The organism is Nitrosomonas sp. Is24 (genome assembly GCF_033063335.1).
Classification (GTDB): Bacteria; Pseudomonadota; Gammaproteobacteria; order Burkholderiales; family Nitrosomonadaceae; genus Nitrosomonas.
The window spans coordinates 2,318,721-2,344,820 of sequence record NZ_JAWJZG010000001.1 but is presented as its reverse complement, the minus strand read 5'-3'; the positions used below and the strand labels follow the sequence as shown (position 1 = coordinate 2,344,820).

Genomic DNA, 26,100 nt, shown 5'->3' with positions numbered 1-26,100 from the left:
TTTTGGAGCAAAAATGACCACACCCAAACCCCTGCCAGCCGGCTTAATTGATAGCCTGCTGGCCGATTACAAAAAGCCAGAAGATTTAATCGGTGAGCATGGTCTTCTCAAGCAACTCACCAAAGCGTTGGTTGAACGTGCCTTGCAAGCAGAAATGGCCGAGCATCTCGGTCACGATAAGCACGAAACGGTAGTCAATGCCACTGGCAATACCAGAAATGGTAAAAGCCGTAAGACCCTGAAAGGTGAATTCGGTGAGTTACCCATCGAGATCCCCCGTGACCGTGAGGGCAGCTTCGAGCCTCTGATCATTTCCAAGCATCAGACCCGCTGGGCGGGCTTTGATGACAAGATCCTCTCGCTGTATGCCCGTGGCATGACAGTGCGTGAAATCCAACAGCACCTCACTGAAATGTATGGCACAGAAGTATCGCCTACGCTCATTTCTACGGTCACTGATGGCGTAATGGATGAAGTGAAGCAGTGGCAATCCCGGCCTCTCGATGCGGTGTATCCTGTGATCTATCTCGATTGTATCCATACCAAAGTTCGTGACGCTGGTAGCGTTCGTACCAAAGCGATTTACCTGGCGATCGGCATTAACATGGAGGGCCATAAAGAAATACTGGGCTTATGGATTGCTCAGACCGAGGGTGCCAAGTTCTGGCTCAGCGTTGTCACTGAACTCAAAAATCGTGGCGTGCAAGATATCTTTATCGCCTGTGTCGATGGCTTAAAGGGCTTTCCCGAAGCGATTGAAACCATCTATCCACATGCCATTGTACAACTCTGTATCGTGCACATGGTTCGTAATAGTCTCAACTACGTCAGCTGGAATAAACGCAAGGAAGTAGCTGCTGATTTACGTTTGGTCTACAGCGCCGCCACGATTGATGAGGCTGAACACGCGTTAGCCGACTTTGAAGATAAATGGAACTATGCTTATCCACCGATCGCCCGATCTTGGCGCAATAACTGGCAACGCATCATTCCATTCTTCGACTACCCGCCTGAGATACGGCGCATCATTTATACCACTAATGCGATTGAGTCAGTCAATATGAGCCTACGCAAAGTCAGCAAAAACCGTGGATCGTTTCCCAACGATGAAGCCGTGATCAAATTGTTTTATTTGGCTCTCAGCAATATCGCCAAAAAATGGTCTATGCCACTAAGAGATTGGAAACCGGCACTAAACAGGTTTACTATTCAATTTAACGAAAGAATGCCTCGGCATTATTAACCGCCGTTTACACAAAATCTAGGACACCCCCGTGCTGACGCAACCACGATATTTCACTAGGCTCAGCTTTATTCTGATTTAGGTCGGTTTTGTCGTTAAGCTTATTTTGTACTTTCTCGATTCCACTCCACTGTGGAGCATTTTGTTGTTCACGATAAGCCCATGATGTCAACCACGATCCGATATAACTGCCTCCGGATACGGTGGATAAGTAATCAAATTTATGCAGAAGCTTTTTCTTGGCGAGTGCCTGTATGACGCCTAAATTAAAAGTTGCACTGCGTATCCCGCCGCCCGAAAAAGCCAATCCGATTAGCTTTTCTTTCTTACCGATTTTGTCTTTTTCTTCTTGCAGTACATCCTTAAATTTTGTCGCCATGATTTCAATACTCCTTTGAGTATTCGTAATTGAGATTTTGGAAAAAAAACAGTAACCTGTTCTGTGAACTTTGTTTGCATAATGCCGGCATCAATATGGCAATCCTGAGTTACAAGAGTCTGAGGCGGCCGAATTTGTCTATTAGTCAGCTCCAATTAACCATTCCAGATATGCGTTATTTTATTCATTGATATGTTGATTTATAAGAAATTATAGCACTCGATCTGTTAAATTGACGGTCAGGCGCGCACAAGATTTCATGTTAATTTATTTTCCTGCGTCGAGTCTGTCTTGCCATGCCGACTCTTCGACATTCTTACTCTCACAAAACCTTCACAATTGCCGTGCTAGACTCGTTGCGTAGTACGTAGTATCTTCCTGAATGTTAGTCGATCAACGTTCTTTGAGCGTTGATCTTTTTTTATGGTGCGCGGTACAGCTTCTGCTGCTTTAAACCCATTCCTCTGCAATCATTCCACAAAAGATTCATTTGCGGGTCATAAAAATTCGGTATGCTACAGGCTCGTTATATTTAGTCGGGCTATTGTTATGGATTCCCCTGCCTCGTTGTCATCCGTTGCCACTGAACTAGGTGTGCTTGCCGAAGAAAAATTGCTGGCGATTCCGGAATATCCAGAGCGGCAGGATTTGCATGCCGAATTGAATGCAGTGGCGTATGAGTTGCTGGCGCCGCCATTTGAGCTTTCGCATTTGGTCTTGTTGTCGGAACGCGACCGGGTCGATCAGGAGCGTCAATTGGTGGGTGAGTTATGTACGCGCTACGGCATCGATCCGCCGAATGCGCACGAAAACGATTTCAGCGCGGATTGCGGCGAGTTTCGCCTGCGCTGGGAGCGGCATACCGAATACTCGACATATACCATTTATCGCGCCAAGCCGTTTGACACGCCGTTTGAGCATCCCGCGGTTGCGTATGTGCCGCAGGATTGGCTGGCGCGTTTGCCGGGTGAGTTGCTGGTGGCGACGCATATCGCGCTGGAAGACCGTTCGCGTCCCAAACGCAGTTTGCATGAACTGGTGAATTTATTCGCTTCCGGAACGGTGATCGGCTCCAAGGTGGCGGGCGGCGCGGCCAGCGTATGGAGCGATAACCAGATTCATGCCGACAATTTTGGCCGTATTCTGATTCATGACGACAACTTGCGTAGCCGTCAGGTCGGGCGGCTGGTGCAGCGTTTGCTGGAAATCGAAACCTACCGCATGCTGGCGATGCTGCCGCTGCCCGTCACGCGTAAGATCATACCGCAACTAGCGCGTGCCGATCAGCGCCTGGCCGAATTGACCGCAAACAGCGCCGGACTGACCTGCATCGAAGATGAGCAGAGCTTGCTGAATGAATTGACCCAGCTGGCGGCGGAAACCGAACGTTTGTCGGCGCTCACCAGTCACCGCTTCAATGCTTCTAGAGCGTATTACGATATCGTGAAATTGCGCATCACCGAGTTGCGCGAGGAGCGTATCGAAGGGTTACAGATGCTGCAGGAATTCATGATCCAGCGGCTGTCGTCGGCGATGGGGACGTGCGAGCTGGTGCATACCAAGCTGGAAACGCTGTCGACCCGTTTGGGGCGTGCGTCGGCGTTATTGCGCACCCGTGTCGACTTGTCGATGGAAGGGCAGATCCGGGACTTACTGAAATCCATGGACAATCGGGCGCACGTGCAACTGCGCATGCAAGAAACGGTGGAAGGCTTGTCCGTGGTGGTGTTGAGCTATTATCTGCTGGGCATCGTCGGTTACGGACTGAAAGCGCTGAAGGCGGCGGGGCAGGACATCAACGTCGAATTGTTGACCGGCATCGCGATCCCGTTCGTTGTTCTCGCCGTTTACTTTGTCGTGCGCGGTGTGCGTTCAGTGATTGGCAAATTGCACCGGGATAAGTGAGCGGTGCAATTTGCCCGATGCTAGGAGAACGCTGATTAATTGACTACACGAGCGAATCACTTCGTTGCGCGGTACTCGCTCCCTTGCCTATCTTGTAGAGATGTCTCGGTTGCTGTGTTCCGTGCGCCTCGTGCTTCATCTCGTTCGCCGAATTAATCAGCGTTTCCCTAGCATTCGGTGATGCTGACCGCCAATCCGCCGAGCGATGTTTCCTTATATTTCACCGACATTTCCAATCCAGTTTGTTTCATTGCGGCAATGCAGTTGTCGAGCGACATGAAATGCTGGCCATCGCCGCGGATTGCTAATGATGACGCAGTGTACGCCTTGATCGCACCGAAGCCATTGCGTTCGATACAGGGTACCTGCACCAGGCTGCCTACCGGGTCGCAAGTCATACCCAAGTGATGTTCCAATGCAATCTCCGCGGCATTTTCAATTTGTGCTGTCGAGCCGCCTTTGATCGCGCATAAACCGGCGGCTGCCATCGCGGAAGCAGAACCGACTTCGCCCTGACAACCTACTTCGGCGCCGGAAATCGAGCTGTTGTGCTTGATCAAACCACCAATCGCACCGGCCACCAATAAGAAATCGCGTACTTGTTCCAGCGTTGCCCCTTCGTGTTTGACCGCATAATAAATCACCGCCGGAATGACACCCGCAGCGCCGTTAGTCGGTGCGGTAACAACCATATGTCCTGCTGCATTTTCCTCATTGACGGCCATGGCGTAAGCGCACAGCCAATCGTTCAAGTTGGCTTTTTGCGGATTGTTTTGCAATTGCAGATACAAAGCGTGCGCGCGCCGTTTGATGTTAAGCCCGCCTGGTAACCGGCCTTCGGCCACCAAACCTTTTTCCAGGCAGGTGTGCATCGCGTCCCAGATGGCGTCCAGACCGTCGTTCAATGCTTTTTCATTCATGCGTTCAAGCTCATTGCTGCGTTTCATGGCGGCAATCGATAGACCGCTGTCGGCGGACATTTTCATCATTTGATTAGCGGAATCGAAAGGAAAACCGCACGAACTGGTTGCTTCCATTTTGATTGGCGCAACGATCTGACCAATCTCGGACAAAGTGGAGATGAAACCGCCGCCGATTGAGAAATAAGTTTCTGTCAGCAGCGTCTTGCCGGTTCCATCCAGTAACTGAAAAATCATACCGTTCGGATGTTCCGGCAATGGCTCGCCACGATCGAAAATAATGTCTTCGGGTGGATTGAAATGAACGGTGATCGATTCGTTGATCGGCAGCTTATTTTGCTGCCAGAGTTTCTGGAACAGCTCATTTACATCCAATTTGGCCAGTCCTTGCGGGGTGTGATTGTGCATGCCTAAAGTCACCGCGCGGTCGGTGGCGTGACCCTTCCCGGTAAACGCCAATGATCCGCGCAAAGTACAGCGTACTTGCAGGAAATCCGGAATTGGATGACTGGTGACAAAAGTCTGAACGCGGCCGCGAAAATCCTTGGCTGCAACCATGGGACCCATGGTGTGCGAACTGGAGGGGCCTACACCTATTTTGAAAAGATCAAGAACGCTGATAAACATTAAATTGCCTGTGAAAATTTAGAGGATCTGAGTGATGTTCCGCGGAAAGTGCGTACTGAAAATCGAAGCGCAGTAAGTATGCTATATGTCTTGCACCGACTCAACAAATTTTTGTTGATAACCAAGATAGGACTGACTATCGGGTATTTTATATTGCTTAATAGCTGGTTTGCTGGATATCTTGCATTTCATAAAGAAATGGGTATAATTAAGAATCATTCTCATTATTAATGATCATTAGATCGTTATTTGTAAGACGAGAATTTTTTAAATATAGATCGCAAGGTATTTAAAATGTACGTATGTATCTGCAAAGGTGTAACCGAAAGCGCGCTGCGTGAAGCAATTTATCAAGGCGCGGGCCGGATGAGGGACTTAAAAGCCAGCTTGGGAGTAACGGAGCAATGTGGTCTGTGCGCGTGCCATGCAAAAGAGGTTCTGGATCAAACATTGGTGCAGAAATCTCAGCTGCAAAATTTTACTCCTCAATCAACTTGCGTGTGCGAAACAGCAATCTGAGGGAAATCCAAGAATAGTTTGGGCGCAATAAGGATTTCCCGGCTGATTGTGGAATCTTGCTGGTGAATCCGGGTTAGTTATTCAATTCATTGCATTTTAATAATAATATTTACCCGCGAATCGGGTAAGCACTGCAAAAATAATTTTGCACTCACTCATGATATGACTATTCGTGGTTTTACTAGATACATCTGTTTTTGTGCGGTATTCGTCAGTGTGTGTCTAGCGGCAGCTTTTTTGCCTAAGCCTAGCGTTGCACAATCAGTAAATACTTCAGCGGCAGTGCGGACCTACGATATTTCTGCCGGTTATCTGCACGACGCACTCATGCAATTTTCACAACAGGCCGGAATTAAACTTGCGCTGGATCCTGCGCTATTGCAGGGGAAAGTCACGCATGGTTTGACGGGTGATTTTGAGATCAAAGCAGCGCTCGATCAGTTGCTGACCGGTTCCGGCTTGCAAGTGACGCAGCGCGACGATGGTTTTGCTATCGTCGCGGTACCTTCGGCTTCTTCTGAACCGGCCGTCACCACATTGCCAGCGATACAAGTCACGGCCAGCAATACCAATCGTTACGCGGCGGTGAGCACCAGCACAGCGACAAAAACTAATACGTTGCTACGGGATGTACCGCAAGCTATCTCAGTGATAACCAATGAGCTGATTAAAGATCAATCGGTGCGAAGCATCGGCGATGCGGTCCGTTATGTGCCCGGCGTCGGTATCTCCCAGGGCGAAGGCAATCGCGATGCGCTGGTGTTTCGCGGTAACCGTTCCACCGGCGATTTCTTTACCGATGGTATTCGCGATGACGTGGAATATTACCGCGATCTCTATAACATCGAGCGTGTCGAAGTGCTCAAAGGCGCTAACGGCATGATTTTCGGCCGCGGTGGTTCGGGTGGTGTGGTTAATCGTGTCAGCAAGCAGGCCAATTGGAATCCCACAAAAGAATTCTCTTTCCAAGGGGGATCTTTCAATCTGAAAAGAATGACCGCCGATGTCGGGTACGTGATTAATGATATGGCCGCTGTTCGTTTGAATGCGCTCTACGAGGATGCCGGCAGTTTCCGCGACGGTGTCAGTATGGAGCGGCTGGGCATCTCCCCAACGGTGACGCTAAAACCGACGCATCGCACCAAGATTATTGCCGGTATGGAACGGTATCACGACGATCGTACCGCTGATCGAGGCATTACTTCATTCATGGGGCGGCCTGTCGATGTGGATCGATCGCAATTCTTCGGGGATCCGCGACGTAGCCACGCTAATGTCGATGTGCTGGCCTTTAATTCCTTGATCGAACATAAATTTGACAATGGCATCACGCTGCAAAACCGCACCAATTATGCGACCTACGATAAGTTCTATCAAAATGTGTTTGCTAACGGCGGATTGGATAATGTGCTCAATGAAGTTTCGCTGGGAGCTTATAGCAATGCGACTAAGCGAGAGAATGTTTTTAATCAGACAAACTTGCTGTATTCCTTAAACACAGGCCCTATTGCGCATACGCTGATGGCCGGTATCGAAGTGGGGCGCCAGGAAACCCATAACCGGCGTGAAACGGGCTTATTTAATAATAGTCTGGCTATGACAAGCCTGCCGGTATCTTTCAGTAATCCGATCACTCATGTTCCCATTACTTTTAGAACCAGGAATGGCGGCAGGGACGGGGATGTCGATGCATTGAACCGTAGCATTGTCAACGTGACTTCGCTTTATATTCAAGATCAGATCGAGATCATTCCGCAGCTTCAAGCGATTGTAGGGGTGCGTTATGACTTGTTTGAAGTGGACTTTCAGCAGAAAAATGGCCCGAGAGAGCATTTAAAAACGAGAGACGATCTGATTGCACCCCGTTTTGGTTTGATCTATAAACCTATTACTCCTGTTTCATTTTATGCAACCTATAGCCAGGCCTATGTGCCGCGTGCCGGTGATCAGCTGACAGCCTTGAACGTCACGACTGAAACACTAAAACCGGAAAAATTTACAACGCTGGAGGCAGGGGTGAAATGGGATATACGGCCGGATTTAGCGTTTACCACTGCGGTTTATCAGCTGGATCGCACCAATGTCATCAACTCGGTGGTCGGCGGACAAACCTTTCTAACCAAAGGGCAACGTACCGAAGGTGTTGAAGTCAGTTTGTCCGGGCAGTTGACTTCAAATTGGAGCGTGATGGGGGGGTATGCCTATCAAGTCGGCGAAATCACCAGCGACATCCAAGGCGTTGCGAAGAAAGGTGCGTCGGTAGCGGAGCTTCCGCGCCATACTTTTTCAATGTGGAGCCGCTACGATATTACGCCGAGTATCGGCGCAGCATTTGGTGTGATTCACCGGGATAGTATGCTTGCTTCATTGACGAATCGCGTTACTTTACCTGATTTTACTCGCGTGGATGCAGCGCTTTTTACGCAATTCACCAAAAGTTTCCGCGGTCAGTTAAATATAGAAAATTTATTTAATACGAAATATTTCGCTTCTGCACAAAACGATTTTAACATTGCTCCAGGTTCACCCATTGCGATCAGAGCGACTTTGATTGCCAATTTTTAGTTCACAAAAATAAAAAAATATATTTTTTAGTTGCGACTGTAAATAATAATAGTTATCATTTGTATTCTCGTTAATGTTTATTGTATAGAGGAGTTTTTATGTATTTATTGAGGAGACTCATAAATTCACTAAGTATGTTGTTGATCGTGAGTTTATGTTTCATGGTTGTAATTAATAATGCGGTTGCGGCCTCGAATACCGCAGCTATCGAATCTGCGGTCACTGCTTATAGAACGATTGGAACGCTGCGTAGAGAAGTGCCGATTAACGGTGATGCCATTGCAGATGCTTATGCCGGTGTTTTACAAACATTGGTGCAAGAAGTCGATACCGCCAATTCATTAAGTCTGGATAGTGATGTGCTGGCGGCCATCGACGATATTAAAAACGATTATGCGCCAAGACTCGCGGCGCAAGTCGTCGACAAGACGTTGCAGCGCGTATTTTATCAAGCGATCTGGAATCGTATTGCTGCCATCCGCGATCAATTTGAAACCGGCACATCAACTGCGTTGATAGCTATGCTGGATGAATCGGTGGCCGCATTTCAAGCCATATCCGCCACTGTGGCCAGAGAAAATCAACTATTGACTGCCGACCGTCAAGCACTCGAAGCTGGCAGCAATCCAGGACTCGATGTGGAAGTGAACGATCACTTTTCCAGAATTAGAACAGCAATCAATAAAAGTAATCCGGAAGAAGATTTCGTCACGGTGCAAATCGCCCGTTACGCGATACGGATGTCACTTGCACGTGCTTACTACATTGCGGTATTACGTGAAGTTGCCGGTGCCATTGAGAATAGAGCCGCGGATCCGGAAGAAACCAGCATTGAACTCAAGGAAGGAGAGATTTTCTATCGCGTTATTGAATCGCTGGTGGCCAGAGGAAATCCTGCCGGCAGCTTGAGGATAAAAGCGCAATTAACAGGAGATCCATCCAAAGTTGTTGCCGATGAGATTGTCAGTGAGCTAGGAAAAGGTTTTATTGGCCGTGTCGTTGCTGAAATGAATGGTCAAGCAAGCGCCATCACGGAAAAAGACCGCCCGCATGCCGTGGCCGAAGCGGCAGGCGCCAAATATTTTGCCAGAGTCCTGTTGCCCGATCTCGAGTTGCGATTGGGTGCTGCTGACCGGGGCAGTCTGGAAACTGAGCTGGAAAATTTAATGACTGCCAGCAATGAACTCAGTGCTCCCAAATCCGAGCTGGCGCGCAATGCCATATCGGCTCTGTTGACAAAGTATGAGAACGCGCTGAATCGGGCCAAATATGAAGTGGCGCAACATACTGCCCTTGTGGAAAATGCCCTGGCCGATTACCAGGCAATCGATGCGCTGCGGAATCAAGTGCCGATCGATGCTGACGCCATCGCCGGGAAATATGCTGGAGATTTACAGCAACTGACGCAACTGGTCGATCAAATTTATGGCTTGACGATCGGCCAAGATGTTACCGCAGCCATTGCACAGGTAAGTTCTGGCAATCAAGTTCCCTTGGCTTTGCAAGTGATCGATAAGTCGCTGCAGAAAATGTTTGCGTTGGTTGTTTATAACCGTGTCACACTGGTTCAGGAGCAGTTCGGCAATTTATCGGCCGATGCGCTCGCGCTCGAATGGGACAGAGCGTACACCGCTTACTCGGCGATTGCTAAAACAGCGAATAAGGAAGACAAAGTGCTTTCCTCGGATAAACAATCGATTGTGTCGGGTAGCGATCCCGATCTGGATTATCAAATCACCGCTGCTTTTATTCAAGGCAAACGGGCATTCGATAAGACCGACGCAGGCGATGCGCAAACATTAGCGCTGGCTAGTGAAAATATCGTCATTCCCTTGGTCAGGAGTTTTCTGATCGGCGTGCTACGGGAAGTTCAAGGTATTATCGAAAATAGAGCCGCGGAAGCCGACGAAGCCAGGGAGAAACAGATCGAAGGCGAATATTTTTACCGCATCGTGGAAGGTTTTATCGCTCAGGATAATCCATCGGGAAGCAATCAGATCAAAACCCAGTTTACTGGCGAACTATCCAATGTCGTTGCCGACAAAATCGTCAGTGAAATTAGCAAAGGCATTCTGGGGCAGGTAGAAAGAAGTATTCATCAAATCGAAGCCAATTTCACAGCCGATAAGAATCAAGCGTTGCTGGCTTTGGAAAGATTGTCGCTGTATACCGGCGTTTTCTTGGCTGATCTCGCTCAGCGCTTGAATACATCGAAACGCGCCAGTCTGGAAAATGCAATTCGCGATCTGAAAGATGCAATCAATAACGGTAATACTGATAGAGCCGTTGCATTGCGGTCCATAATGACCGGAATTCTTGCGGAATACGAGAGTAAGTTGTTGTAACAGCAGGTTCCCTCCCTCGCAGTTTTAGCCCTTCTACGAGGGAGGATTGTGTTCAAAAGGTTACTTACAGTATTTCAAACCCGGCTCCGCGATCGTGGAGCCAGTCGTAGCCAGCCACGACACCCCCTGTCTTTAGCCAGCCATTCTTATCACCGATGCGATCGAAGAATATGAGCGATCGCTGCCAATGTCTAATGTAACGCTTACATCAAGCGAGAGATGGGAACAGGAGAACGTTATTGTCTGGCTGGCATTGATGGTCAATACAGGCACTCACAGCCCGTGAATATTGGATAGCGGCAGACGAAGTGCAATGAAATTATGCCCTCTGTATTCCTATCAACCCGATGTCCGTGGACGATGGATGTATCACTGTCATGTCAATGATCATATCAATGCCGTCATGATGACGAGCTTCATTGTTGAATAAAACTCAGCTGTAGAGAAGAAAAGAAAAGAAAAGGGCCAATCCTGGAAGATCCGGGGTTGGCCCTTATGAGTAAGGAAGAACTAAAAGAGAATTGAGAATGAAGTTTACAGATTGAAGACAATCATATCGGCGGTGATCGCGTTTACGTTGACGCCAACCAGTTCAATGGAAGCTGCGCCGTTGAGGAATTCAGCGGTAAAACCGGTGTCACCGTTATCGGTGATATTCGTGATAAAAGAAAGCAGTTGCGGCACCGAGTCGATTCCGAGGGCTTGCGAGTCGAAAAATAACCGGTCTTCACCAATCGTGAAATCCGTGACTTGAAACCTTCCATAGCCATAGAAGCCAAAGGTATCGTTGCCACTTTCTCCAGTGAGCCGGTCGAGGTCACCCTGCACAAGTGTTCTTCTGCCGCCTTCTACAGTGATGATGACCGGCTTGCTGCCACCCGCTCTCAGGATATCGTCGCCTGCGCCGCCAAATAATTTATCAGTACCTTCCTGGCCGTCGATATCGTCATTGCCATCTCCGCCATTCAGCGTGTCATTGCCATCCCCGCCTTTCAGCGTGTCATTGCCGTTTCTGCCTTGAAACTCGTCATGCCCTGTACCTCCCGTGATGGCATTGTCTAAGTCATCGCCTATATACAGTAAATCATTGTCGGTGAATCCGGCGGAACCAATCCCTTCAAAAGGAAAACCATCGATAAATTTGACCGATCCCGATCCTAGATTGGGACGAGGTCTAGTGGTGACTGCCATAATGTTGCCTCCTATTTCTAATCTGATGTGTGCATTTAACAAATAAATGCGGCGATTTTTCTGTCTCGTCTCATTATATTGAATAAATAATAATGAGAATGATTCCTATTATATTAAATAATGGTTAAAATGCAATCTTTATTATTACCGATTATTGAAACTGAAAAGGTTAAGTGGCTGGAAATAAAGCAATAGCTGCTAAATATAACCATGAAGCTTGATGAATTGTTATTAAAGGCAAAGGAATTAATCATCGTCGGCAAGTACAACGATGCTGACGGGATTCTCGAGCCGTTGAAAAGTGAATATCCACTATCCCCGGAGGTTGCTCGCGCGTGGTGTTCGTTGGCGATGCGCACGGGCCGGACGGCCGATGTGTCCGCGTATGCCGCAAAAATCTACGCGCATGTGCAAGGTGATTTTCACAAAGCACACTGGGCGCATGTGCTCGGAACCGCGAGTTTTATTTTGCTGGATTTATCCACCGCGCATGCGCATTTCACTTATGCGCTGAATCATTTGATGGCGCTGGCTAAATCCGGAAAAATCCCGCCGCATAAAGAACAAGCCAAACTTGGCGAAGCCGATACCAATGTATTCGCTTCGGGAGAAGCGGAAAAATTGCTTTGGACGACCTGCGCGGAACTGGCCAAGTTGAATATTCCGGTATTTCCTTTTGCCGGTACTTTGCTGGGTTTGGTTCGCAATGGCTGCTTGCTGGATTTCGATAAGGATCTCGATATCGCCGTGCAAATGGAGTTCTGGGATGCCTGCTGCGCGACGCTTGAGCAAGCGGGCTGGGTACGCGCACCGATGCGGATCGAATACGCCAATTATCGCGATTATATCCATCCGGAATTGGGGATTACGCTTGATGTCTGTGGCCTGCAAGCCCGCGGTAAACAGATCGTCGGCGGTTTTGCATTGCCCGGTTACCCGGATGAGTATCAACGTGTCTCGGTTTTCCCCAAATTTGATCTGACGCAACGCAGCACGGATTACGGTGAAGTCTGGTTTCCGCGCCAGCCGGAAAAGATTCTGACCGCGTTCTACGGCGACTGGCGCACGCCGAATCCCAATTGGGATACCGTGATATCCGCATGCAATCTGGAAAACTTTACCCAGCTGGTGCGTTGCTATGCCTATCACAGACTGATACAACGCTGGTTGCTGGGAGATTTGGCCAAAGCGTGGTGTTATGCGCATCAAATTGTCCTGAAGGATCCCGACGACGTACTTGCACTGCGCAGCCGTCAGTGGATGGAACGCGCCATGGCGCGCTTGAATCGGGAAATTCCCGTGTGGCCGAAAAATCAACGGCAAAAGCATGTTTATACCCGTATGGTGGCCGATCTGTTTCATGAAGGCCATATCAATTTTCTACGGGAGGCGCGCGCATTGGGCACGCACTTGACCGTCTGCGTGGTTTCCGATGAACGTGTGGTGGAAAATAAAGGCAAGCTGCCCGTCATGAAGCAAGCCGAACGCGCTGCGGTGGTGGCCGCCTGCAAGTATGTCGACGCCGTCATGACGGAAACCCCGGCGAGTGTAACTGTGGAATTCATGCAGCAATACGGTTTCGATATTTACACCTTCGCCTGCGCATCGGAACAAGAGCGCCAGGATAAATACAAACTCTGCGAGTCTTTACCGGCTGAAATGATTCAGGAGCTGCCTTACACTCCGGGTATTTCTACATCCGAACTCGTTACGCGCATACTCGATGGTGCAGGGAGTAAGGAAACGCAAATAAAACGCGAGTAACATCCAGAAAGAATTCTGCACACCCGGGAATATCTGGTTTTCATCAATGTGGCAAACTTCCACCGAAACCACACGCGTCAAATTGTGTTCCAGTTCAGCCTGCACCGCCTTGATGCGTCGGGTCGGCTTGCGCATACTGAATTTCTCGACCTGTCAGGTAACGATCCATCGGAATCTTTCACCCAATCCCTGATTGCCGCTTGTGGAGAAGATGAGCCGGTATTTGTCTACAACGCCGGATTTGAGACGGCGCGCATACGCGAATTGGCGGAGCGTTTCCCTTCTTTAAGCCAACCGCTGCTAGCGATCAATGATCGAATCGTCGATCTGCTACCGGTTACGCGTGAACGCTACTACCACCCGAGCCAGAAAGGCAGCTGGAGCATCAAGAAAGTGCTGCCTGCTTTGTCGTGCCTGAATTACGTTACGATACGTTGGATGGCGTGCAGGATGGCGGTATGGCGATGAATGCTTTTTTGGAAGGCATTCATCCGGATACCGCACCCGAACGCAAAACCCAGATCGAACAACAGCTTCTGGCATACTGCAAATTGGATACTTACGCTATGGTGCGTTTGTGGCAGGTATTTTCCGGGTGTACGGATTTGAATCTCTGAATCATGACCTGATACTCTGGATTTCTGAAAGCCATCCGCCTATTTCATAAATTGGAATCACTGCTGTCCGAAGATCAACATGTGGTCGAGCTAGATGATGTCTGCAAGGTTGTTGCATCAGTGGTTAATTCGGCAATGCTGGAGTGGTGGTTGAGGGAGGTATTTAGAATGTTAATAAGTAGCCATTGATGCAACAACAATAAAAAAGGAATAAATCAATTGAAATATTTTCAATACTCTGATTGTGAGACAAAAAATTATTTTATTTTTACATTAAGGCAAGTCGGATCATGGTCGGGAAATGTAGAAGATAATGCACCTGGTAATAAAATCAAAGCCAGAGTGCCTTCTTTTCAGCGTGGTTTGGTTTGGGAGCCCCAACAAATTGAATTGCTTTGGGATTCGATTTTTCGGGGCTTTCCCATAGGCTCAATAGTTATCATCGATAGAATTAAAGAACAACATGATAAATCCAACCCAACGCATGCAAAAAGTGAACAGACACAAGAATCTGAAGTGGATACATCGCATCACATTCTTGATGGTCAACAACGCTGCAACGCAATAGCCTGGGGGTTTGTTGATCCTTGGAAAGATGGAATAAGTAATGACGTTGTTTTGTGGCTTGATCTAATTCCTAAAAGCCTTCTCAAAAATACCACTCGCAAATATCTGTTTCGGGTTGCAACAAAAGCGCATCCATGGGGATTTCATAATGGAGATGAGGCAAGCATTTTAAAAGTAGAGCAGCGAAAAGAATTTATGGAGAAAGTAGATAACTTTAAGGAAAATTTTAAAAAGTATGATTGTGAAAAACTGTCGTATAAATTTAAAGAAAAATACCTTTCTCAGAATTTTAATGAAAGACCTTTACCGAGCTTAGCACTACCTTACTATGCAGAATTTCCCGTGCCCGTATTTTTGTTATTCAGACACTTCAAAGAAGGTAAGTTAGATTGGGATGCACTAGCTCAGGAAGAATGGATAAGCTTTGTTGAGAGTTGGGCGAAGGAAGCTAATAAAATTAGTGATATAAGTAAGGGTGAGCGTGAAATTGTTGAATCGGGTCTGAGAAAGGCAGAACAATGTCGTCTTATTGCGTTATTGGTGTCAAACGAGGGGATAGAAAATAGTATTGATAATATTGAGCAAATATTTCAGCGGTTGAATGGACAGGGAACACCACTAGATAATGAAGAACTTATCTATTCGATGATCAAAGCTTATTGGCCTGAAATTGAGGAAATAATGAATAAATTGGCTAAAAAGCCAATCACTGATGTGAGATTAGTGAACTTAGGCATACGCATTGCATTGACTGAAGAAAGTGATCAAAAAATTGAATCTCAATTAACAGTAGATCAGATCCGTAAAATTTTCAGCAAAAATCCTGATAAGGATATAAAAGATCTTGAGAAACGGGAAAGAATTGAGAAATATTTTGGTTCAGGTGAATTAGAGAAGGCATTAATTTGGATTGATGAAAGCTTTTTATACGAAGAGAAGAGTCGTACCTATGGTTTGCCTGCCTATCTGAGGAGTAGCATTGCTTGGTCATCACGAGAAGTATTTGCTTGGTTGATGCTACTTGCCAAGAGATATCAATACATATCCATGTCTTGCGAAGATAAAAATACTAGAAGGATTATTGGGTTAGCTCTCGTTGTTCATTGGTTTGGGATAGATAAAGAGAAAGCAATCAATAGATTGATTAATGAAAGTGATTTATCAAGTATAAAGATCGCAGATATGAATAAGAATAGCGATAAAAGATTAGTTCTTGTTCCTTTGAATATTACGGATCTTAATGAGGCTTTTCAGCTTGATGAAAATAGTTCACCTGAGCAATTGATTAACTGGTCAAGTTTTTGGCAGGGCGTTGTAGTTCGCAATAAAGATGGTAAAGAGAAAAAAACGGATGAGCAAAATGAGAGTATAGGTTTGTTCATCGAGAAACTTCGTCAGCAACAAGAGTTATTGGTTTATGCGCAACGCGAATATCTTGAGGATGCTTTCAAAGGATTCGATCCATCCAATAAATTAATGTGGAAAGGACATAATAGGCCATGGGATTATGATCATATTCTTGCATCTGAGAAACTGAATGGCACGGGAAAGGGGAAGCGTGAACAGCTAAAGTTTCATGAGATCTGTAAAGCTTGGCAGCAATCGATAGGTAATCAAGTTGCAGTCGATTTTTCTTTTAATCGGGCGGCGCAAGATATCGATCCTATCGAAAAATATAAATCAGTGAAGATTAAGGGATACAACTTAAAAGAGCGCGGGTTCGATGTTTTTGCAAGCGATGATGAGTTGGAAAGTTTTAAATTAAATCTTTCAGATCTTCAAAGTAAAAATGATCCGCTAAATCCTGCTCGAAGTTTTGTACTTGCTAACAAAAAACGGCTAATTAAGATATACCAAGAATGGTATGACAATCTTCAAATTGATTAGGCAGAATAATCATGTGTTAAGAGAATTTATTGGTATTGTGGATAGCGGATTACAGTTTTTTGATAGAAAAACAATCAGTTTTATTACCATCCTTTGGGGAGTGTATTGAATAACAATGAAAATTTCCCAGTATGCGGCCTTCAGTCAGCGTGGTCGAGGCAAATCACATAACGAGGACGCTGTTTTGCTAGACGGTCAGGTGTATCAAGGCAGTGTTCGCGAAGGTAGGATGGTAGATACTTCGCAGCCACGCTATTTTGCCATTGCCGACGGAGTGGCCATCGGGACGTTGCCGCGCTTGGCTAGCCGTCGTTTGCTGGAAATTTTGCGCGATCATCTTGTTTCTGCATCTGCTACGGAATCGATTTCATTGTTGCTTCATCAAGTGCAGCAAGACTATGTGGCGCTGAGTAATAATCCCAAATTCTATGGTATGGCTTCCACCTTGGTTGGGGTGCGATTGCTTGGAGATACAGCGACCATTTTTAATGTTGGGGATTCGCGTGCTTATCTTCTGATGGATGACCGGGCGGACCTGTTGAGCCGTGATCATAGTTTGCTGAACGATCTCATTGATGACGGTGAAATTACTGCCGAGCAGGCGGTTGATTCCGCCAGTATTTTGCAAGGTCTGACCTGCCAGTTCATTGCAGACGCCGAATGCGATGACTTCAGGGTAAATATCGCCACGCATGAATTGCGACCCGGCGAGCGTATTCTGCTATGCAGCGACGGATTGAACGAAGCTCTGGATGATGCGCAAATTGCTGCGCTCTTTGCCAATGAGTCTGAAACGGATCTTGTGAATGCATTCAAAGCTGCGCGCCGCGCGGGCGGCAGCGATGATTTTTCCCTGATTGTACTGAATGACGGGCAATTGAATGGCTCGTCAGTTACCCTGAAACAATGACGAGCCGCCTTTATGCGGAATCAGATTTATCCAATCACTCACCCGGTTGCAACGTAACCGGCACGTCCATTTTCTCACCTTTACGCAGCACGGTAATCGTGATGGTGTCGCCGACTTTGTAGCTATCGATACGGTTCAGCAATTTTTCCACTGAATCCATGGGTTTTCCATCAACGGCAACAATGATGTCGTTGGCGATGATGTTGCCTTCCGGGGTCAGTGTTGCGCCGCGCAATCCGGCTTCGTCGGCGGCTGAGCCGGGGCCGATGCTTAGGATAACCACGCCGTTCACTTTCAGAAATTGAGTCAAACGGTTGTTCAGTTTGCTGTCGACGGTGATGCCCATGGCCGGGCGGATATATTTGCCGCGGCTGATGATCTGCGGCACCACGCGGTTGACGGTATCGACCGGCACAGCGAAACCGATACCCGCGCTGGCGCCGCTGGGGCTGTAAATGGCAGTGTTGATACCGATCAGACGGCCTGCGGAATCGAGCAGCGGACCGCCTGAGTTGCCGGGGTTGATGGCGGCATCGGTTTGAATCAGATTGTCGATGGTGCGGCCATCGCCGCCTGGTAAGGAACGATCCAACGCGGAGACGATCCCGGTGGTCAATGTCCAATCCAAACCGAAAGGATTGCCGATGGCGAATACTTTTTGCCCCACCTTAAGGTCGTTGCTGGTGCCGATTGGCACCGGGGCTGGCCGCTGAAAGCCGATGCCGATTTTCAGCACGGCGATGTCGTGCGCCGGGCTTGCGCCGACTAGGGAAGCCTTGTAATCGCGTCCGTCGGCCAGGCGCACGGTGGCTTCGCTGGCGCCTTTAACTACGTGAAGATTGGTGATGATGTGCCCGCTATCATCCCAGATAAACCCTGAGCCGGTGCCGCTGGGAACGGAAAATGTATTGCGCGTCCAGGCATCCATGACGCGCTGGCGGGTGGTGATGAACACCACCGAGTCACGCGAATTTTCAAATAATTCAATCGTGCTTTTTTCGTCTTCCGCCAGATTGCCGCGCGCCTGTACGACGCGGGGTTCCGCGCTCTCTTGCTGGCTCTGGCCGGAAAAGGGATTCCAATGAAAAATATTCGGAAAATAGTGGTAAAGGAAGCTGTGAAAAAATAACACCAGCAATACACCGGCCAGCGTGTACCAGATGAAACGGGAAAAGAATCCGTTGGGCATGAATATTCGCTCCTTTAGTGATTATTTTTCATTATTTGCTATAGGCTTGTGCCCATCGTATCAGATCGTGCTCGCTCATCGCGCCCGCTTGCCGGGCGATTTCCCGGCCGCCTTTAAATAGTACCAAGGTTGGAATGCTGCGGATGTTATAACGAGCGGCCAATCCTTGCTCTTCTTCGGTATTGACTTTGACCAGACGCATGTGCGGTTCCAGAGCAGCCGCTGCTTTGCTGAAGGCCGGCGCCATCATGCGGCAGGGGCCGCACCACGGCGCCCAGAAATCGATCAGCACCGGAATATCGTTGTTGGTGATGTGCCGGTTGAAATGATGCTCCGTCAATTCGGCCGGTTGTGCGGCAAACAGCGGTTGATGGCAAGCGCCGCATTGGGGCGATGCCTCGAGACGGTCTGCCGGTACGCGGTTGGTGGCATGGCAGTGCGGGCATACGATATGTAAAGACATGGTGATTTCCTGATGGATACGTTTATCGAATCGATAATTTCTTAGCTTTCATCCAGTCCGGATGCTTTCAGGCGGGCGCGCAGCGATTCAATTTCCTCGATCATATCGGCGACCAGTCCGGCCAATTCCGGATTGCCCTCGAAGTCGCGTTCTACCGCGATGATTCTTCTGATGCGCATAAAGCTGCGGCTATCGAATATCCATACATCCGGGTCGGCGCCGATTAAATCGTCATTGCGCAACAAGCCCCACTGCACGCGTTCGATGATCCACTCCCGGCTGACATGGCAGCTTCGTGCCAGCTCATCCAGGCTGAATAGGGCATCTTCCAGTAAAATGGCTTCAATCTCATTCGACATGACCTAGACTCCGAGATTTTGGCGCGGATTAAATGCGAGTTCCTGCGCCATGGTTTGATAAAACGTGCGTTCTTTTTCACCGGTGGCCGGTGGCAGCACGACTTCCAGCACCAGATACAAATCGCCGGGTGTTGCCGCCGGAATGCCGCGTCCTTTCAAACGCAGTTTACGCCCGGACTGGGAATTTTCCGGCACGCGCACTTCGACTTGACCATCCGGCACCGGTATTTTGATGGTTGCACCCAGCATTGCTTCCCAGGGCGCGACCGGTAATGTGGCATAGACATCCTTGTTTTCGATCCGGTAACGGCTATGCGGCTTGAAGTGAACTTCCAGGAACAAGTCTCCGGCCGCTTCACCGGCATGCCCCGGACCGCCTTGTCCGGCCAGCCGGATCACTTGCCCGGCGTGTACGCCTTTGGGAATGCGCACATTCAGCGTATGCTCGGCCAGCACGGTGCGCCCTTGATCGTCGAGTTTGGGCATGCGCAGCGTCAAACTGCGGGTTGTGCCGTGATAGCTGTCTTCCAGGTCGAGCATGATTTTGGCGTGATGATCTTCACCGCGTTTGCGTTGATGCGTATGGCGCGTGCCCGCGCCCATGCCGCCGCCGAATAATTCGGCAAAGAAATCGCTGAAATCCGCTGCTTGCGCACCGTTAAATCCCCGTCCCCGGAACTCAAAATTGCTATCCCATCCGGGTGGCGGCTGAAAATCGCTGCCTGGCTGAAATCCGCCTTGCCCCAATTGATCGTAGGCAGCGCGTTTTTCCGGATCGGACAGTACCGCGTTAGCCTCGTTGATTTCTTGCATTTTGTGCTCGGCGTCCGTTTCCTTGGAAACATCCGGGTGGTACTTGCGTGCCAGGCGGCGGAACGATTTTTTGATCTCTTCCGCTGTCGCATCGCGCGAGACACCTAATGTTTTGTAGTAATCCTTAAATTCCAAGTCAGTTCCCCTCGTTGATTACGCTTCCGGCATCGCATTATTGCCGCTTTCAGCGCATTAGTGAAGTTGCATGCATATCCGTATTGCTCACCCATTCTCCTCGACTAAATGGGTTCACGGCAGGAATTTATCAAGTGTCAGGAAATAGCTTCAGAACGGCCCGGAGATTTCAAACGTCATGCCATCCTCGGCGCGTCCGGTTTTGCCGCGCTGCGAACTGAAATACAAGCGTGAACCATCGGGACTGAACGCCGGGCCGGTGACTTCCGAGCGGTCATGACCCGCCAGCTGCAACAGCGGCAAAATCTTACCGGCGGCCAGCACTATGATCTGCATATCGCCTTTATCCTCGGCGATCAGTAAATCTCCCGCCGCGTTGCCGGTGATATTGTCCACACCGGTCAAGACTGGCCGCGGGTATAACGCGGCGTTGTACACGATGCTGAGATGCTGGCGCTGCACGTCATACGCCCACACGCGATCGTCGCCCTTGGTGGAAAAGTAAACGATGCCCTGGTGATACCAAATGCCTTCCCCGCCATCGAACCGGGTGCTGTTGGCGACTTGTTTTCGGGTTGGTATGGAAACCGCTTGAGGGTCGGGCAGGGTGTGCCAGCGCACTGCGCCAATGCGGCCATCGGTGACTTCAGCCACTTCCAGCATACCCTCGTCGAGACCGGGATTTCCGCCGGCATCGAGTGCATGTGCGGTATAGCGGTACAAACAGCCATCCGGCTGGTCTTCGGTCAGATAAAGCTGTTTGTTCTGCGTATCCACCGCAACCGCTTCATGCCGGAATACGCCGAGCGCGCTGCGGACTTGCGCCGCCTGGCGGCCAAACGGATCGCATTCCCACACCCGGCCTTTATCGATTTCCTCGCACGACAGCCAAGTCTGCCACGGCGTATGCCCGCCCGCGCAATTGCGGTTAGTATGTTGCAGGATCGGATATGCATCGACAACATCACCGGCAGCATTGAAGCGCAACGCGCCTACGCCGCCCGCCTGGTTGTCCAATTCGCTATTGGAAACATAAATCCAGCCGCCATCCGGGGCGGCAAACGTAGCCCCGCCATCCGGCGCCGCGTGCCAGCGGTAATCGAAAATTTTCTGACCCGAATGTGCGATGATGCGTGAAGTAAATCCCGCAGGCAAACGCACACCGTTCCGGTCCGGCGGCAAAAGATCGCCCAGCACTGCCAGCGACGCTGCCGACCGGACAGCGGACGGCAGCAAAACATTACCGGCAAACGCACCCAATGCCATGAAACCGTACTGCAATAATTTGCGCCGCTGCGGGTTAAATGTGTTCATAGTGAAGCTGGCCTCATGTGGTAAAACCAAGCGGTGGATGTCCGGGAGATAGTTTACAATGCTGCGCTGTTAAATGACCACTCAACGGATACACGCTGCAATGATTCAGATCCTTAAACCACTCGTCTCTTTTTTGATGTTTTTGATTGTACTGTTTTCTATCAGCACCATTCTAACGATTACAACCGGCTTTCCTGCCTGGCTTTCCGCCACCGTTTCGGTTGTCTGCGCAACCTTCGCCGCGTGGTTTACCTGGAAACTGGTTGCGGGAGAAAGAATAAGCACTTGGATTGCGGTTACCGGCGGCGCATTAATCCTGGGCGGACTGTTCTTTACCCTGGGTTTTCTCGGGCCGATGGTCATTTCCAAAGATACCAGCCAAGGATCGATGATCGGACTCTTTATCGCGGCACCGCTAGGGCTGGTCGTGGGAGCGATTGGGGGGTATGTTTATGCGTCGAGGCAGAATGCGGCTGAGGAAAATTGATGTTTCTTACTACCTTTTATAGCTCAACACTTAAATTGGATTCGCTCAAAAGTTAGAAGCGGGCGAATTCATTTTTGACGGCAATTTTACTTGCGCTGGCTTCGATAGCTACTGTAAGAATCGAAGCCGGTTCGGCTAAGTGGCTGGTTAGCATGGTTAAATGATACTGATCAGTTGCTTGGCCTGCTCTGCCACACTGCTGATTTCCTCGGCAATGCTGTCTGCTTTGCCTGGATCGATGCCAAGTGCGATCCATTCCTGTGGAGTGATTTCTTGCGCGGTGGATTCGATGATTGCAAAATCCGGCAGCATTCGCTCGGCCAGATTGACGAGCCGTACCAGCGGTTGGCCGATTTCAGCGTTCGCGCTATTAGGGATGTGGTGATAGCGGATGACGGCAATGATTTCAGCCGGTAATCCCCAATGGATACCGAGTTGTGCGCCGATCTCGCCATGATGCGTGCCGAGCAGCGCATGTTCTATTTCCAGCGGTGATGCATCCGATGGGGTGTTGAGTTTTTCGTAGAGTGCGTTGCACGTATCCTTGGCAATAAAATTGAGGACGTTATAACCGATGTCGTGCAGCAGTCCCGCGAGAAAAATTTGTTCGTCCACGGGTCTGGTTTTTGCGGGCATGTATTTGGCAATAACGCGCATGGCCGAGGCTATGGTCATACTGTGAGCCCATAAATCGGCGGATTTCAATTTGCCTTCGGGCGGTTTGGTCAATGCCGAAACGGTTGCCATGCCGATGGCGACCGATTTGATTTGCGTCAAGCCGAGATACATGGCGGCATCGATGATCGACGTGATAATGCCAGGCGTGGCGAACAAAGCGGAGTTTGATAATCCGATGATCTTGGCTGAGATCTGCGAGTCTTGCGCGACCAGCTTGAGCATCTGCGTTTCGCCATGATCTGTGTTCAACGCCAGCCCGAGCAATTTTTGCGCAATGGCCGGCATGGCGGGCAGCGTATTGATGCGTGCGAGGATCTGCTGCAAATCGATAGGACCGGATATGGCGGATTCTTCCGGCCGGTATTTCATTTCATTGAATGCAATTTGATTCATGTTGTTTACCTATTATTAATGAGTAACATTGATGCCGTTCCAAAATCATTAAATTATCGATGGCCGGAATGCATGCCGGGATGTGTCATTATAAAAAGCTGGCGTGATTTCTATAGGATAAACAGCGATGTGAAAGGTAATCTTTTCTGCGGTTTTTCCGATACTGACGAGCAAAATTAGTTTTCTCAGCGTTTCTTTGATGAATGGAATCGAACGACGGATATGATGAGAAATTGGAAAACAATAATAAAAAACGCCAGAGTGTCTGATACGATTGGGCGGATAATCATCGGCCATGTAATTTTTTATTCCATTGCTCAGCTATGCTTTCTCATGCAACTCTTTTTTTATCCGGTGCAATGCGCCATGTACGGATTGCCCGTAAATCGATAATTCCAGTGGTCAATGATTGATCCGGCTTCATTATTCGTGACTTATGATGCATAACGCCGCCGCTCGTTTCCTGTCTTGCCTGCACAATAGGCAATTTATTTTTTTGCCGGTGTTCGTGGTTGGAATTTGCCTTCTGCCGGTCGGATTCTATGTCGATCATTTGCATACGCGTAACCAAGAGCGCGATTTGCGTGATGCGGTATTTACCCGGCTTAGCCTGTTGCGCGCCACCTTGGAAGGTCACATCACCAGTAATGCGCAACTGGTTCAGGGTCTGGTCGCGTCGGTTTCGGTTGAACCGGATCTGCCGGCGGATAAATTTGCCCAATTAGCTCAGTATTTGTTCAAAGGCCGGTCGCAATTGCGCAATATCGGCGCCGCGCCCGATTTAATCATAAAGTATATGTATCCGCTCGAAGGCAACGAAGCGGCCATCGGTTTGAATTTCCGCCATCATCCCAAGCAACTCCAAGCCGTGCTGCGAGCGCGAGACAGTGAAAGTCTTATATTTGACGGGCCAGTCGATCTGGTTCAAGGTGGCCAAGGTTTTATCGCGCGCATCCCGGTATTTCTCGATCGCCATGAATCCAGAGAGGATCACGCATTTTGGGGAGTGATCTCCGCCGTGATCGATGTGGATCAGTTATACCGGGCAAGCGGTTTACTGGTTCTTGCGGAAGAATTTGATATTGCGCTGCGGCGGAACGATGGGCCGGAAAACGGCACAGTGTTTTTCGGAACCAGTCAAATCTTCGATCAGCATCCTGTACTACTCGATATCTCCTTGCCGGATAATGGTTCCTGGCAGATGGCGGCAATCCCCAAAGGTGGCTGGTCTGCCGCAAGTGGCGAGTCTATTCTTTTCCGGCTGGGCTTGATTCTAACCGGTGTTTTAATTCTATTGCCGCTGATTGCGATAGCCAGATTTCATCAAAAGAACCAGGATAGTGAGACACGTCTGAGAACGTTGTTCGTAATGTCACCGGTTGGTATTGCCTTAAATGATTATGCTACCGGTCAATTCATCGAATTCAATGATGCCTTGTTAGCGCCTACCGGTTATACGCGCGAGGAATTTCTTAATCTGACGTACTGGGATATTACACCGCGGGAGTATGCCGCCGATGAGGCGCGCCAGCTTGAGAGTCTACAAGCGATGGGCAGTTTCGGTCCTTACCGCAAGGAATATATCCGCAAGGATGGTAGCCGGTATCAGGTTCAACTCAACGGTGTCGTGATCCGCGATGCTTCCGGCCGGAAGTTGATCTGGTCGATTATCGAAGATATTACCGCGCGTTTGCAGGCGGAACAGGCGCTGCGGGAAAGTCAGGAACGATATCAACGCTTGGTGGAAGACATCGGTGGTAAATTTGTCATTTATAGCCACAAAGCGCTGACAGGGGAGCTCACCTACATCAGCAGCGGGGTCGATAAAGTTTTTGGTATTACGAAGGAAGAAGCCATCGGAAGATTCTGGGATCGCATTACTAATTGGCACCCGGATTCGCTGGATCATGCTTATTCTGTCGCTACCCAGATTGCGCAAGGAAAAATGGATTTTGTGCAATTCGAGATGAGTTTTGTTCATCCGGATGGCAGCGAGCACACGATCCTGGCCTCGGCCCATCCAGCCAGTGATGCGAACGGCGATTTGTGCATCGAGGGTATCGCCGAAGATATTACTGAGCGCAAGGCTGCCGAGGAGGCGCTTATTCATGCCCGGCAAGAAGCGGAGCGGGCCAACCAGGCCAAATCCCAATTTCTTTCCAGTATGAGCCATGAACTACGCACACCCCTGAATGCGATTCTGGGGTTTAGCCAATTAATGGAACTGGAAGATCCCCGCAGTCAACATCTTAAGTACATCAAGGAAATCAGGAATGCGGGCACGCATTTGCTGGCATTGATTAATGAAGTGCTGGACTTGGCCCGGATCGAATCGGGACGGATCGATCTGAAGTTGGAGCCGGTTGAAATTGGTCCGATTATCGAGGAGTGTATCAGCTTGGTGCAGACCCAAGCGGATAAGCTGGGTGTTCAACTGGTGCAAGCTGGCGTGGCCGGTAAGGTACTTCATACCGATCGAATCCGGTTTAAGCAAGTCATGCTCAATCTGATATCCAACGCCGTTAAGTACAACCGCAAAGGCGGCACAGTGCATATCGGCGCGAGCGCCTCACCGGACACCACGGGCAATTTGCGGATACTCATTACCGATACCGGGAACGGTATCGCGACGCATAAAATGGCCGAACTCTTCCAGCCGTTTAATCGATTGGATGCTACCAATAGCGGCATTGAAGGGACCGGTATCGGATTATCCATTACGCGCCAGATTGTCGAGTTAATGGGCGGTACGGTTGGCGCCGACAGTGAATTGGGCGTAGGCAGTACTTTCTGGATTGAGTTGCCAGTGGAATATGCGCGATAAACCCAG

Annotated in this window: 22 protein-coding genes; 13 read left to right on the top strand and 9 right to left on the bottom strand. The window is 49.1% G+C overall.

Annotated elements, in window-relative coordinates; all coding sequences use genetic code 11:
* Window positions 1-13: 13 nt before the first annotated feature.
* Window positions 14-1,243 (top strand): IS256 family transposase, encoded by a 1,230-nt coding sequence (locus tag R2103_RS10860; RefSeq protein WP_317531417.1) that lies wholly within the window; start codon window positions 14-16, stop codon window positions 1,241-1,243.
* Between the two features lie 7 nt (window positions 1,244-1,250).
* Here R2103_RS10860 and R2103_RS10855 read toward each other — a convergent pair whose 3' ends face one another.
* Complete coding sequence (locus tag R2103_RS10855) at window positions 1,251-1,622, bottom strand: patatin-like phospholipase family protein (protein WP_317531416.1); 372 nt, start codon at window positions 1,620-1,622, stop codon at window positions 1,251-1,253.
* Window positions 1,623-2,171: 549 nt separating this feature from the next.
* Here R2103_RS10855 and R2103_RS10850 point away from each other — a divergent pair.
* Entirely contained in the window at window positions 2,172-3,527 is a 1,356-nt protein-coding gene (locus R2103_RS10850) for a DUF3422 domain-containing protein (protein WP_317531415.1), read from the top strand.
* 167 nt (window positions 3,528-3,694) lie between these two features.
* On the opposite strand, the gene R2103_RS10845 is transcribed toward R2103_RS10850, so the two are convergent.
* Complete coding sequence (locus R2103_RS10845; RefSeq protein WP_317531414.1) at window positions 3,695-5,074, bottom strand: L-serine ammonia-lyase; 1,380 nt, start codon at window positions 5,072-5,074, stop codon at window positions 3,695-3,697.
* 294 nt (window positions 5,075-5,368) lie between these two features.
* Between R2103_RS10845 and R2103_RS10840 the strand changes: the two genes are divergently transcribed.
* The 4 genes from R2103_RS10840 to R2103_RS10825 all read left to right on the top strand — a co-directional run bounded on the left by R2103_RS10840 (window position 5,369) and on the right by R2103_RS10825 (window position 10,933).
* A complete protein-coding gene (locus tag R2103_RS10840; protein WP_317531413.1) occupies window positions 5,369-5,593 on the top strand; it encodes a (2Fe-2S)-binding protein in 225 nt (74 codons plus the stop codon).
* Window positions 5,594-5,875: 282 nt separating this feature from the next.
* Entirely contained in the window at window positions 5,876-8,158 is a 2,283-nt protein-coding gene (locus tag R2103_RS10835; protein WP_317531412.1) for a TonB-dependent siderophore receptor, read from the top strand.
* Between the two features lie 161 nt (window positions 8,159-8,319).
* Entirely contained in the window at window positions 8,320-10,503 is a 2,184-nt protein-coding gene (locus R2103_RS10830) for a hypothetical protein (RefSeq protein ID WP_317531411.1), read from the top strand.
* Window positions 10,504-10,816: 313 nt separating this feature from the next.
* Window positions 10,817-10,933, top strand: a complete 117-nt coding sequence (locus R2103_RS10825) for a multicopper oxidase domain-containing protein (protein ID WP_317531410.1) — start codon at window positions 10,817-10,819, stop codon at window positions 10,931-10,933.
* Window positions 10,934-11,037: 104 nt separating this feature from the next.
* Here R2103_RS10825 and R2103_RS10820 read toward each other — a convergent pair whose 3' ends face one another.
* On the bottom strand, window positions 11,038-11,694 hold the full coding sequence (locus tag R2103_RS10820) for a hemolysin expression modulating protein (RefSeq protein WP_317531409.1): 657 nt from the start codon (window positions 11,692-11,694) through the stop codon (window positions 11,038-11,040).
* Between the two features lie 210 nt (window positions 11,695-11,904).
* On the opposite strand from R2103_RS10820, the gene R2103_RS10815 reads away from it, so the two are divergent.
* From R2103_RS10815 to R2103_RS10795, 5 genes are all read left to right on the top strand, one after another.
* Window positions 11,905-13,458 carry an adenylyltransferase/cytidyltransferase family protein gene (locus tag R2103_RS10815; protein ID WP_317531408.1) on the top strand — a complete coding sequence of 518 codons (1,554 nt, stop codon included), beginning with the start codon at window positions 11,905-11,907 and terminating at the stop codon, window positions 13,456-13,458.
* Between the two features lie 48 nt (window positions 13,459-13,506).
* The gene (locus R2103_RS10810) at window positions 13,507-13,926 is read left to right on the top strand and encodes a DUF2779 domain-containing protein (RefSeq protein WP_317531407.1); all 420 of its coding nucleotides are present in this window, start codon (window positions 13,507-13,509) and stop codon (window positions 13,924-13,926) included.
* Window positions 13,923-14,075 (top strand): hypothetical protein, encoded by a 153-nt coding sequence (locus R2103_RS10805; protein ID WP_317531406.1) that lies wholly within the window; start codon window positions 13,923-13,925, stop codon window positions 14,073-14,075. The genes R2103_RS10810 and R2103_RS10805 overlap by 4 nt, the downstream gene beginning before the upstream one ends.
* A gap of 219 nt (window positions 14,076-14,294) precedes the next feature.
* On the top strand, window positions 14,295-16,529 hold the full coding sequence (locus R2103_RS10800; RefSeq protein ID WP_317531405.1) for a DUF262 domain-containing protein: 2,235 nt from the start codon (window positions 14,295-14,297) through the stop codon (window positions 16,527-16,529).
* A 115-nt stretch (window positions 16,530-16,644) separates the two neighbouring features.
* Window positions 16,645-17,439, top strand: a complete 795-nt coding sequence (locus tag R2103_RS10795; protein WP_317531404.1) for a PP2C family protein-serine/threonine phosphatase — start codon at window positions 16,645-16,647, stop codon at window positions 17,437-17,439.
* Between the two features lie 34 nt (window positions 17,440-17,473).
* Here R2103_RS10795 and R2103_RS10790 read toward each other — a convergent pair whose 3' ends face one another.
* The 5 genes from R2103_RS10790 to R2103_RS10770 all read right to left on the bottom strand — a co-directional run bounded on the left by R2103_RS10790 (window position 17,474) and on the right by R2103_RS10770 (window position 21,712).
* On the bottom strand, window positions 17,474-18,628 hold the full coding sequence (locus R2103_RS10790) for a S1C family serine protease (RefSeq protein WP_317531403.1): 1,155 nt from the start codon (window positions 18,626-18,628) through the stop codon (window positions 17,474-17,476).
* Between the two features lie 31 nt (window positions 18,629-18,659).
* Window positions 18,660-19,097 (bottom strand): thioredoxin TrxC, encoded by a 438-nt coding sequence (trxC, locus tag R2103_RS10785; RefSeq protein ID WP_317532087.1) that lies wholly within the window; start codon window positions 19,095-19,097, stop codon window positions 18,660-18,662.
* 35 nt (window positions 19,098-19,132) lie between these two features.
* A complete protein-coding gene (locus R2103_RS10780) occupies window positions 19,133-19,450 on the bottom strand; it encodes a chaperone modulator CbpM (protein ID WP_317531402.1) in 318 nt (105 codons plus the stop codon).
* Between the two features lie 3 nt (window positions 19,451-19,453).
* Entirely contained in the window at window positions 19,454-20,398 is a 945-nt protein-coding gene (locus tag R2103_RS10775) for a DnaJ C-terminal domain-containing protein (RefSeq protein WP_317531401.1), read from the bottom strand.
* Between the two features lie 150 nt (window positions 20,399-20,548).
* On the bottom strand, window positions 20,549-21,712 hold the full coding sequence (locus tag R2103_RS10770) for an alkaline phosphatase PhoX (protein ID WP_317531400.1): 1,164 nt from the start codon (window positions 21,710-21,712) through the stop codon (window positions 20,549-20,551).
* 73 nt (window positions 21,713-21,785) lie between these two features.
* Between R2103_RS10770 and R2103_RS10765 the strand changes: the two genes are divergently transcribed.
* Window positions 21,786-22,199 carry a multidrug ABC transporter permease gene (locus R2103_RS10765; RefSeq protein WP_317531399.1) on the top strand — a complete coding sequence of 138 codons (414 nt, stop codon included), beginning with the start codon at window positions 21,786-21,788 and terminating at the stop codon, window positions 22,197-22,199.
* 156 nt (window positions 22,200-22,355) lie between these two features.
* Here the strand turns inward: R2103_RS10765 and R2103_RS10760 are convergent, their stop codons facing one another.
* Window positions 22,356-23,270 carry an HDOD domain-containing protein gene (locus R2103_RS10760; RefSeq protein ID WP_317531398.1) on the bottom strand — a complete coding sequence of 305 codons (915 nt, stop codon included), beginning with the start codon at window positions 23,268-23,270 and terminating at the stop codon, window positions 22,356-22,358.
* A gap of 436 nt (window positions 23,271-23,706) precedes the next feature.
* Here R2103_RS10760 and R2103_RS10755 point away from each other — a divergent pair, with 436 nt between their 5' ends.
* Window positions 23,707-26,094 (top strand): PAS domain S-box protein, encoded by a 2,388-nt coding sequence (locus R2103_RS10755; protein ID WP_317531397.1) that lies wholly within the window; start codon window positions 23,707-23,709, stop codon window positions 26,092-26,094.
* Window positions 26,095-26,100: the final 6 nt, after the last annotated feature.